General features: G+C 44.7%; 8 protein-coding genes. All 8 read right to left on the bottom strand.

The window, feature by feature from the left end:
• Window positions 1-67 precede the first annotated feature (67 nt).
• Window positions 68-1,057 (bottom strand): alpha/beta hydrolase, encoded by a 990-nt coding sequence (locus tag FGT79_RS00245; RefSeq protein WP_138750794.1) that lies wholly within the window; start codon window positions 1,055-1,057, stop codon window positions 68-70.
• Window positions 1,058-1,233: 176 nt separating this feature from the next.
• Entirely contained in the window at window positions 1,234-2,835 is a 1,602-nt protein-coding gene (locus tag FGT79_RS00240; protein WP_138750793.1) for a response regulator transcription factor, read from the bottom strand.
• On the bottom strand, window positions 2,832-4,586 hold the full coding sequence (locus tag FGT79_RS00235; RefSeq protein ID WP_171056019.1) for a sensor histidine kinase: 1,755 nt from the start codon (window positions 4,584-4,586) through the stop codon (window positions 2,832-2,834). Before FGT79_RS00235 ends, FGT79_RS00240 begins: the two co-directional genes overlap by 4 nt.
• 123 nt (window positions 4,587-4,709) lie before the next feature.
• Window positions 4,710-5,594: a carbohydrate ABC transporter permease gene (locus FGT79_RS00230; protein WP_138750791.1), complete on the bottom strand. Its 885-nt coding sequence runs from the start codon at window positions 5,592-5,594 to the stop codon at window positions 4,710-4,712.
• A 12-nt stretch (window positions 5,595-5,606) separates the two neighbouring features.
• Complete coding sequence (locus FGT79_RS00225; protein WP_138750790.1) at window positions 5,607-6,572, bottom strand: ABC transporter permease; 966 nt, start codon at window positions 6,570-6,572, stop codon at window positions 5,607-5,609.
• A 102-nt stretch (window positions 6,573-6,674) separates the two neighbouring features.
• Window positions 6,675-9,128: a glycoside hydrolase family 2 TIM barrel-domain containing protein gene (locus FGT79_RS00220; RefSeq protein ID WP_138750789.1), complete on the bottom strand. Its 2,454-nt coding sequence runs from the start codon at window positions 9,126-9,128 to the stop codon at window positions 6,675-6,677.
• A gap of 176 nt (window positions 9,129-9,304) precedes the next feature.
• Entirely contained in the window at window positions 9,305-11,047 is a 1,743-nt protein-coding gene (locus tag FGT79_RS00215; RefSeq protein WP_246096057.1) for a CocE/NonD family hydrolase, read from the bottom strand.
• Between the two features lie 202 nt (window positions 11,048-11,249).
• Entirely contained in the window at window positions 11,250-12,158 is a 909-nt protein-coding gene (locus FGT79_RS00210) for an alpha/beta hydrolase (protein ID WP_138750788.1), read from the bottom strand.
• Window positions 12,159-12,231 lie beyond the last annotated feature (73 nt).

The following is a 12,231-nucleotide window of genomic DNA, read 5'->3' as shown; positions in this document are numbered from 1 at the left end:
ACTAATTCAGCGCTATTAAAAGCGGCCTACCGGGTTCTTAACCAAGCTGCCGCTATGAGAAATAGCATTAAACAACGGGTATATCCCTTAAACGTTGATTCAAACGGTCGATCACATCCGAAGATGCCATATCGGGAATAACACCAATTAACACACGAAGCGTCGCTTCTCTTATCTGCTCATCATCCACAGGAAAATTCGCAAGCGCAGGCAATTCATCAAGAATAGCTTGTCGGCAGCTGAGATTATCCCATAAATCCCCAAGTGGAACATCCATGCTAAATTCTGTTATCGCTACATCATGTATGCTACCGGATCCTTTTTCGAAATTGCCGAATTGATTTATTAGCCAAGATACACTGAGCCCAAACCAATTCGCTGCATGCGGATCAACCTGTTTGCTGAACCCACCGGAAGTTACCGGCTTGGCCAAAGAAAGTCCATGACCGCCATTCTGAAAAATATGCAGCTCAAACGGTACTTTGGAACCTTCCAACGCGGCAACAAACGTCAGTGCATGCACCACGGGAACGAGCGCATCAGCGAGCGTATGGAATAAGAACACAGGCGGAGTGGCATCTGTAACCGATTGGTCGACACCTGGAATAGCCACTGGGAATAAGTTGCTTGTTGATTCCATAATCCAAGGATACCCTAATATAAGAGCATTCGGTCTTGTCCGTCCCATCGTACCTAATGCTGCTGCCAAATGACCGCCCGCAGAAAATCCGCATACGGCAACCTTGTTCGGATCCACGCCCCACTCTTGGCTTCGTTCCCTGATAAGCTCAAGCGCCTCCTCCGCATCATTTAACGGCCTCGGGTACTCTGCATTTTGTTTCGTGGAATAGCGCAGTACGAACGCATGGAATCCTTCAGCCAGATAAGCCATCGCGATCGGTTCGGCTTCTCTGTCCGAACAATAGTGATAACCCCCTCCAGGGAAAATCAGGATGGCCGGACGGACTTTGGCATTTTTCATTTCGTTAGAAGAATCCAGTACATAAGCCGTCAAAGTTAAGTTCTCTTGGGATAAGTCTATCGTTTGGTATATCATGGCTACCTTCCTATTCATGTAAATTAAGTTACCTTTTCTACACCAACATCATACGAAACATGCGTTATAAGCGTCTAACGTTTTAACGACTAATTCATAGACATTTTAACGACTTTTATTTCCAAAGAAAAAGCCGGATCCGTCAGGACCCCGCTTTTATCGTACGATATGCGAACTTATTTTTCATTTCCATGCTGCAATCTGAACTCGGTAGGACCCACCCCAGCCATTTTTTTAAATATTTTGGCGAAATGAGAAAAGTTCGTATACCCGACCGCGGTAGCGATTGAGCTAATTGGAACGTTCGTCTGCGACAATAACGACTTCGCATGATTGATTCGTTCTATAAGAATGTAATCTGAAATTGAATATCCCGTTTCCTTCTTAAACATTCTTGACAAATAGTCCGGGTTTAGGAACACCTGTTCGGCCACCTGTTCACGAGGCAAGTCTTGGTCCAGATTAAGCGCAATATAGCGTTTGACGGTTTCGATGACAGTCTCAGCCTCTCTGACCACATCCGCTTGTCTCATGGCTTTATCAACAACATGGCGGACCCAATTCAGCATATCGGTTACCGAGCGTCCTGCTGCTTCGGACAGTTTTCTAGACAGCTCGTCACCGAGCAATTGATAGGCTTGAACGCCTCTGACATTCAGATACGAATACAGCACCTGCATGAAGTCTTGATGAAATTGATGCAGCACATCTGCGCTCATCTCCTGCTTTCGAACGAGATCATTAAGCAGTTTTTCCACCTCGATAAGGACGACATCTTTCGTTCCTGACTTCATTAGAGAAGCCACAGAGCTAAGCTTCGGTAACGTGACCGAAAGCCCAACCTGTTCGTCTATGTCTGTAAACAGTTGGTTGACCGTTGCAACGTTGTTGCGATCCCGATTTCTCAAATTCGCTACCATTACGGCCATTTCATGTGCTTCTACTGGATATCCCAAATAACAGGATAAGTCGCAGTAAAAATACTTGTTGCATGACTCGATATATCGATCACATGTATCCTTAATCAAAGTATTGTCCCACTCAACGTTTTTGCTTTGAACAAGAATGACGAGCAGCATCTCTGGATCTAACTGAAAACAAATTCCGTTTAAATGACTGCCAATAATAATCTCTTGGGCTGTATTTTTCAACGCGTATTCAAGAATTTTCTCATCCCTGCGCTTCAAATCCTTGTTCCAACGTTGGATAGAGATCAAGATCGGGAGAAAAATGGAATCATCCGTGATCGGAACGTTATGACGCTCTACCTGTTCGCGCACTGCGCTAATCGTACTCGGCGTCGAATGGTTGATCAGATCCAGCCAAAACCGCTCAATGATATAGGCATGATGCTTCATCCAAAGTTGATGGGAGACGACATGCCTGTTGTTTTCGCTATACTTGTCCAAAACGTTTTGGGCATTCTCTATTGCATTCTCTAAGTCGGCTACGAGAACAGGCTTAAGCAAATAATCAAGACTTCCCAGTTTCAGCGCTTCCTTCGCATATTTAAAATCAGCATGACTCGTTAGAAAGATCGTCACCGTTTCCGGATGGTGCTCTCTTACCCAAGCTGCCAGCTCCAAACCGCTGCCTTGTGGCATTTCGATATCGCATAACAGGATATCAATGACTTCCTGTTCGAACACGTCCTTTGCTTGCCTCATACTGTAAGCCGTGAAAAACTTGACGATACTAAGTTTCGCAAGATCCAGATCAGCTTTTACGCCTTCGATGGCATGAACCTCATCGTCCACTAATAGCATTTGATAGGTCATCTAGCTTCCCCCGTCTTCTCCATAGTAGGAATAATCATTTCAACCACTGCACCGCCTGATTCCTTATCGTTCTTTAAGTGAATGGATATCGGTTCTGCGTACAATAATTTTAAGCGTCTTTGTACATTCCAGATTCCTGTACGTTCGCCTAGATCGTTCTCAACGCTTCGGCCCGCCTGCAGTTCGCACAGCACTTCATCATCGAAGCCTTGGCCCGTATCCTGAATTCGTATCTTCAAGTAAGAACCGCTTTCTTCGTCGGCATATTGAATGCTTGCAGCGATATGAATCGTTTTTTCCATTGTCATAGCATGCTTGATCGAATTTTCCACGAACGTCTGAATAACTAGCGGCGGTATCGGAATATCCGATAAATAATCCGGTGCATCGATGCACCAAGACAATCGATCAGGGAACCGCAGCATTTGAATACTCAAGTAATTTCGCGTATGCTCGAGCTCATCCTTGAGTTTCACAAAAGAAGTATTGCTGCGGAACAAGAAACGGAAATATTGAATCAATGCCATCGTCATTTGCATAATCAGATCATAGTTTTTGACTTTGGCGAGGTTATATACGATATTCAGAGAGTTTAGGAAGAAGTGCGGGTTCAACTGCAACTGTAAGCGCTGTAATTCTTCTCTTTGCTTATTCAGCTGCTCTTCATATACATTGACACGAAGCGTATCAATCTCCATCATCATAGCGTTGAACGATTCGCCAAGCACCTTGAATTCCTCAGAAGCCTTAGGCAGATTTACGCGCTGACTCCAATCTCCATTGCGGACTTTCTTCATTGCGAGCAATACTCGATTTAACGGTACAAGAATCGATTGCCTTATGGCATAAAGTCCCATTGGAACAAATAATAGAGAAGCGGCGGTAATCAGCCATATAATCCACTGAAGATACGGAAGTTTGGCTAAGATATGCTGGTCAGGAATGAACACGACTAGACTGAAATTTCCTCGTTGAGACGGCGTTCCAACAACCAGAAACTTCTCTTTGTTACCAGACAGGTAATAGTCATGAAGACTTCGTTTCAACTCGATTCCACGGTCTTTGGCGATATCCGTACCCGCTATCGGCTCTCCTTCCGAATTCGAGAGCAGCACCTCACCGCTCTCTCCGATCTGAAGGGAATTCAGCGGCGTAAGCAAACGATCGGTTTTGACCCATGCACCTAAATAAACATTCCCGTATTGAACCATTTCGATTAAATAATCATCTTGCGCAATTTTATGATGCTGCCATCCAATTGGAGTCTTCCCATTTGAATGTAAACGATTTTGAATCGAATCAACAATATATTTTTGATTACGGTCTATTTCTTCAATCGATATACTGCTCTTGGGAACAATCATAAAATCATTCTGCTTCGGTTCATACACGAAGAAGGTATCGATCGAATCGTATAACAAAATATCCTTTGAAAGTAAATTAAACAAGTAGAACTTGGCACTATAATACTCTGTGTCTGTGGAAGATAGTCCCAGCGATGTCAAATCGGAGCCTGAGCCACCTACTGTATTCATGTAGGCATCGGCGTCGTTCAGTCCGGTATCGATCTGGTTCATGTACAAAGTTAACAAATTATTATAGGAATCAGCGACTTGTCCGCGAACGACATGTATGGCATAGAAGTTATTGTATAAGAGCATTCCAATTAACGGTAAAGTCATGAGCAGCACGCTTAGTATCACCTTATGACGCAATGCGCTTCGTCCAAACGGCCATTTGCGATTATTCATGATAGAGATGCTCCTTCGATTGAATTTTAACTCTATCATACAAGCAAAGAAAGCCAAAGCGCCACAACCCCTTTTTAGAGTTGCAGCGTTTTGGACGCATACTTACTTTATATCTTCTTAGGCTTATCCCTTCACAGCACCGATTACGATACCCTTGATAAAATATTTTTGGAAAAATGGGTACGCAATCAGAATTGGTAACGCACCGATGACGGCCATCGCCATCTTGACCGAATCACTCGGCATTTGTGCCATCGCTTGGCTGGAGTTGGACGACAGGTTGGTTGTAATAAACTGAATATCCTGCATAATTCGGTTCAATAAGTTTTGAATACTGAAAAGTTCCGGCTTCGTAATATACACCATTCCGTTCTGCCAGTCGTTCCAGTAATAAATCGCTGTGAACATTCCAATAGCAGCGAGGATGGGCTTGGAGATTGGAAGTACGATAGACCACAAAGTCCGATATTCGCTTGCCCCGTCTAATTGTGCAGATTCGATCAATGCTGGTGGTACGGTCGATTGGAAGAACGTACGCATCATCATCATATAGTAGCCGTTCGTCAGTATTCCAGGAACGATCAGCGCCCAAATCGTATTCTTCAAATCAAATAATTGCGTATAAACGAGATAGCTAGGTACAAGGCCGCCGTTGAACAGCATCGTAAAAAGAATAATAAAGATGAACAACCCTCGGTACGGTGTCTCACTTCGAGAGAGCGGATATGCGATGAGCGTCGTTATAATAACGCCGACCACCGTTCCGAACACGGTTACGAATACGGTGACACCGTACGCACGTAATATATCCGAACCTCTATCAAACAGATAAACGTAAGCGTCCGTGCTGAATTTCTGCGGAATGAACGAGTAACCATGCGCCACAATCGCATTCTGATCCGTCAAGGAAGCTGAAATCAGCAGGATGAACGGAATGATGCATGCAGCAGCGAACAATAACATGATAATAGTACTTAACAAGCCAAGAAATCTGCCATCCGATTTCATGATGCTGCCTCCTTAGAACAACGCGTTATCTTTGCTATAACGACGTACAGTATAGTTTGCTAATATGACTAGAAAGAATCCGACAATTGACTGATACACGCCCGCCGCAGTCGACATGCCTAGATCGCCTGAGCCCATTAGACCTTTAAAAACGTACGTATCGATTGTCTCTGTTGTTTCGAACAATGCCCCTGACGCCATCGGCACTTGATAGAATAAGCCAAAGTCGGAGTAGAAAATCCGCCCGATACTGAGCATCGTCATCAAGATAATGATCGGTATCATGATTGGCAGGGTGATATTCGTGATTTGCTTCCAACGATTAGCACCATCCAGCCTTGCCGCCTCATAATATTCTTCATCGATGCCAAGCAGCGCTGCGAAGAAGACAATGCTAGAATAACCGACACTCTTCCAGAAATGAACTAAGCTCAGAATAACAGGCCAGTACTTAGCTTCGCTGTACCACATAATGCCATCCTCAATCCCAAACCATGGCAGCACTGTGTTATTGATAAACCCAGTCTCAGCACTCAACAGAGCATATACGAGATAACTGACAATGACCATAGAGATCAAGTGAGGCATCGTGATAATCGCTTGAAACGACTTAAGCATGACTTTGTTCTTAACCTCATTTAATAAAATAGCCGTGCCAAGAGCTAATACTGTTCCTACGACAATAAAAAAGAGATTATACAGGATTGTGTTACGGGTGATGATAAAAGCATCTGATGTTTTAAACAAATATTCGAAATTGTCGAATCCGATCCAGTCGCTATGAAGGATGCCTTTGGCGAAGTTAATATCCTTGAAAGCGATAACAATTCCTAACATTGGGAGATAGTTATTGAAGAACAAGTACAGTAGGCCCGGAATCATCATGATTAGCAATGGAGCGTGTTTCCTGATATTAATCTTCTTTTTCTTTACTTTTGGCGCGGTTTGTATAGCCGCGGCTGATGCGGCAGGTTCCATAGTTGATCCCCTTCCAATTTGTCTGCGTATTTGTGACTACCCTAATCATAATAGATGTCATGTCGCCTAACTAACGGTTTACCGACTAATGCAATGACGGTTTTACGACTTTAGTGTAACGACCGGAATTTCGACAGAAACTGTACCTAACTCGGGGATAGATACGGTCAGAATAGCATTCCCTGGTTCAAAGCCTGTACGTACAATTGCAAGCAATTGACCTTTGTAGGATGTAAACTCTCCCTTCGAGTAGTTTTCGGTTGTCTGCGGTCTACCAGTTCCGAATGCTGCAAGTACAGCCGCGCCTTCAACGGTTGCTGTCGCCTTGAATTCGGCTGTTGGAACGGTGCGGCCCTCTCCATCAATAATCTCTACAACCGCATGGACCAGCGCTTGCCCATCTGCCGCTAGCTCCTTCTTATCGGTAGTGATTCTGATACCGGCAGGTATTCCGGCCGTTGCCAATAAATCGGCAGATATTTTTTCACCATCTTTATAACTAACCGCTTCCAGTATTCCTGGCTCATAGGCAAGATCGAACTTTGCTGAATAACGATTTTCTCTTCCGGCCGGCTGTTTCCCGAGGCTTCTGCCGTTCAAGATCAGCTCCACCTCTTCGGCAGCCGAATAGATATCCACTTGGACTGGTTTTCCTTCATATCCTACCCAGCTCCACGCATGTTCACACTCCGGCCATCCCCATCTGCCTATAATTTCCGTTTTCCCGTGGTTTGCCGGGTTTTGCGATGCAATAAATGTTTCGTTGGATCCCCACACGATTCTACGGTACGCAAGCTGAGGACGCTCGAAGCCGCACAAATCGAAATCTGCGTCAAAGGCAAGACGCCAAGGATAGGGGGAGACGTGAACAACCCTATCTGCTTGTCCCACCTCATCGGGATCTAAATAAATGTGCTTGCCTAGACCAGCTTCACCTATATAGTCGTAGCTGGTCCAATTGAAATCGCCAATGACATGGGAATAGCGTTCAACGTCATGCCAATACTCAGCCATTTCCAAAGGTTTGCTCTCGGTGCCACAGATGACACGATTAGGGTAACTTGTAATGGAATCCTCGTACTGGTAGTTTAGGTAGTTGTAACCTACAACATCAAGCGGAGCGCAAAATGCTTCCGTATAGTCCCCCCATATGCTTCGGCCGAATTCCGAATCCAAATTTTGAAGTCCTCCTGGACTTGCCGCCGCTTCCATTAGACTCTGATAAAATTTCGCTGTATCTTCGTCGTCAAGCCCATTAAAAAAGGAACACAAGGAGTTGGTGACCAGGCGTGTCGGATCTAGCTCCCTCACCCATGCAGCAAGCTTGGCCGCCCATACATAACCGCTTGACAATCCCCCGCGTTCCGGAACCTCATTTCCCGTCGCCCACATAATGATGCAAGGATGATTCCGATCACGGCAGATAAAGGCTTCCATATCCTTCTTCCAATCCGTTTCGAAGTACTGACTGTAATCATGAGGGTTTTTCTCCATCACCCAGACGTCGAATGCTTCGTTAATAACAAGCAATCCTAGCCGGTCACACGCTTCAAGCATATCTCTCGATGGCGGATTATGGGCGCTGCGGATCGCGTTATAGCCGTTGTCCTTGTGCAGCTTCATCTTGCGGAACTCACTGTCGTAGAACGATGTTGCGCCAAGAATACCATTGTCATGATGCACGCAGCCGCCTTTAAGCTTAATAGTGCGACCGTTTAGCATAAATCCATTCTTGACATCTACAGAAATAGTCCGTATTCCGAATAGTGTGCTGTCCTGATCAATGACATTGTTTTTATCAGACAAACTTCCTACGATTCGGTATAAGCTTGGCGAATCAATATCCCATAGCTCAGCGTTTTTAATTGCAACAGTCACCCGGCCGATAGCCTTATCTCCTGCGGGGACAAATACCTTTATCTTGCCGCTTCCCGCTTCGGTACCGCATAACTCCTTGTCGATTTTAATGTCCACCCACACGCTGGCACTCTCGGCCGAATGGTTTTCCACCGTCGTTTCTATGATGACGAATGCGGTGCCGTTTACAATATGCGACGTATGGGCATAAATTCCCCAAGGCGCGATGTGAAGCTGCGGTGCAGAGCGCAGGTCTACATGACGATAGAGGCCTGAGCCTGTATACCATCTTGCATTTGGCTGCGCTGAATTGTTGACGGTTACCGAGAGCCGGTTTGGTTTCCCCGGCCTCATATAAGGTGTAATATCAGCATGAAACGGTGTATATCCGTAATGATGCTTGGCAACCGTATGACCGTTCAACATAACGGTCGTGTTCATATATGATCCATCAAACTCGACCAACACTCGCTTACCGGCATACGATTCAGGAATGTCCAGCATCTTGGAATAGGTACCGACTCCTCCGTCGTAGTAGCCGCTTAACGACCCGCTCGGTGCCTCCGGGAACGTATCCGTTCCGATCATAAAGTCATGCGGCAAATGTACAGTATTGGGTTCAGATGTGCCATACCCCGGTATGGAAGACGGTATTCCATTAACGAACTCCCATGCGCGGTCAATGCTTTGTCTTTTCATTCAGATTCTCCTTATCGCGGAAGTATGTTACTTATGATAAAGAGAATTTCAAATCCTCACTAACACTCTCACGACTTTCTCATTGACGTTTTAGCGACTTCTTTCGCTTATGCCGATAAGACATAAAAAGAACCCAAGCAACTAGTTAAGCTTGCTTAGGTTCTTTCGATTAATACCTATGAATCCGAATACGGAATTTCGACATACGAAGGGCATACTCCACCGATATGAAGCGTTTGTTCCGCAATTTTCTTCTCTTGCTGGAGCGACCATATCCCAGAAACATTTGGATGTACATGGAAAGCCGGGAAATTCGACGACGATACATCCAAACGAATGCGCGATCCCCTTTTTACCGTCCAAGTAGTGGATAACAATTCCAGATCAACTTCTACCAATTCTCCTGGACAATAATCCAATGGTTGAAGGGCTCCGTTCCGATAGGCTAATGTCGAGATGCTGTCTTGAATGTTGTATGCCTTGCCATCAGGAAATATTTCCATCACTTTCGCAGTAAAAGCCGTGTCCTCAGCGTCTGAACTTACACTTAATCGCACCTTTATACTACCGGCAATTCGCAAATCCTCTTCCAACGGCGCGGATATAAAGGTGATCACATCTTTCCTTGTTGCAGGCTCGTCTTGGACAACGCTGCATACAGATGCTGCACCATTAGGGTCAGCTGGATTCGCATAAATATTCGCACCGCCTTTACTCGGTACGGGTGCATTAGGATCGTACTTGTAAGAAATAGATTCGGACTGTTCCGAATTCTGATTATCCAATATTCCGATTTGTGAATTCGTCTTATTGGATGCTTTCAAGAATAATTTCCGAGTTCCGGTAGGTTGAATCCAATCCTCCCAATTTTTCCAAACTCCTTCACCTATAACATAGGTTTCTGCAACACCTTTACGGTGAGGATAAGAATTCCCCTTTAGATGATGGTCAAACCATTCCAGGGCAGACTTGATCTGAAACATCCCCAATACGCTTTCATTGGGATAGTCCAACTCACCAGCTGGCATATTGGCATGATGCCAAGGTCCAATAATAAACCGGCTCTCTTTTCTCGTCTTTTCCGGAAGATTTTGGAACGAATTGATGCCGGATTTAAGGAAGAAATCAAACCAACCGCCCTGAAAAAGGATAGGAATATTAACTTTTCCTGCTACTTCCTTAAATTCAGACCAGAAACCGGTATTCCAATACGCGCTGCCAGGGCCGGGATTGGTTATCCAGTTTCGATACCAAGGCAATTCTTGACCGAATAATTGCTGGTCCATTTCAATATGCGGATTTACATGCATTGCTTCTTCGCTTTTCTCTACTGGAGTTAGATTATCGTTTCCTCCGGGTCTCATCTCGACCGCCCATTTTGTCCAAAGATCTTGTTTGAACATGCCATTCATATAGAACAGGTCGTAAGGTTCGCCGCCATAAATTGAAAAGTACATCGTCTTGACCTCTGGGGGAACTTGATCGGCTATGCTCCATTGGACATGCCCCAAATACGAACCGCCGAAGGTCCCGATGTTTCCATTCATCCAGCTTTGCTTAACAATCCAATTCACTGTGTCGAGTCCATCTCTTCGTTCGTTTTCGAAAGGCAGCCATTCCCCCTCAGAATCGAGGGTTCCCCTGACTTGCTGATAGACCCCGACATATCCGTATTTAGTAAACCATGGTAGCTGAAATTCTGATAAAGCCTTAACTCCAAAATAAGGGTTGCGCATCAATATTACCGGCCATGGTCCATCTCCCTTGGGGAAGAAAACCCGAGTCTTCAGCTTTACGTCATCGCTCATTTCAACAAGAACATCCTCATGATAACCAAATTCATGCGTAGGCGTAGGTAATTCCATCTCGATTCTTTCTGATATCTGCCCGAACATTTGCTTCATCATTTGCTCGTCCATGTTCTTCCTCCTCATGATTGTCTAATAAAAATATATTAAATCAGTTTAGCCATACCAACTAACATTCTCCCGACTTTTTCACTATTGTTTTAAAGACTTCTTCTTGTGAATAAATCGCCATTCCATCTCAGAGTAAAGCAAAAAAGGCTCCTGAGAGCCTTTTCCAACCTATATGATCTAGTAAGCATTTCCAACTGTTCGCCTATTCTAGATGTTTTTTGATGAACACAGCCGTTTCTTTGAGCACTTGCATTCCTTCTGGAATAAACTTCGCCATAACCGGGAAAGTGTGGAATGTGTCATCCCAAATCTGATAATCTACTTCGACTCCAGCCTTCTTCGCTATTTCGGCAAGAAGATTCGAGTCTTCACATAATACTTCACCACTATCCACTACGATTTTCAATGGCGGAAATCCCTCATAATTTCCATAGAGAGGACTGATGTATGGATGATTGCCATCGTTCTCAGGGAAATACACTTCCTTTAACAACTTGTCAAGATCGGCTGGAATAGACATATCCGTATCGCTATATTTTTTTCTATCCACTTTTCCTGTCATATCAGTAACTGGGGCATATACCGTGACGGATGCCGGAAGAGGAATACCTGCCTCCATCGCTTTTAATGTTGCTACAAGTGCTAGGTTCCCTCCGGCACTTTCCCCTACCAGAGATATTTTGATTCCAGGATACTTCTCAACCAGTGCCTTATAAACCGTAAAACAATCATCGGGGGCAGCTGGAAACGGATGCTCAGGTGCAAGTCGGTAATCGACAGAATATCCCCTCATTCCAGTTTCAGCTACCAATATGGAAAGATAACTTCTCACAGTTCGCGGACTTCCGTATGTGAACGCTCCCCCATGAATTAATAAGATAATACTTTCATCCGTAATTAGTTCTGGTGCAGTTAGTTCAGCCTCTACTCCATAAAAATGAACGGGAGAAAAAGTAACTCCCGGTTCTGTAGGCAGCATGGCAAGTGTTTGATCATTAGCCTCTCTTTGTTTGGGATAATCCACATTTGCACCGAGCTTGGGCATGGCATCGGCGCCAGCTGAAGACTTCATTAACTGTCTCATTTGAATCAATTCTTTGCTTGGCATCATTCGCCTCCTAAATAATCAACTTAATAATCCGCCAGAAATCAAAACGGATCGCCATAACAATCATGTCTATGGT

It is taken from the genome of Paenibacillus sinopodophylli (assembly GCF_005930355.1).
GTDB lineage: Bacteria > Bacillota > Bacilli > Paenibacillales > Paenibacillaceae > Pristimantibacillus > Pristimantibacillus sinopodophylli.
The sequence above is the reverse complement of the archived record's forward strand: the minus strand, read 5'-3'. Positions and strand labels throughout refer to the sequence as shown.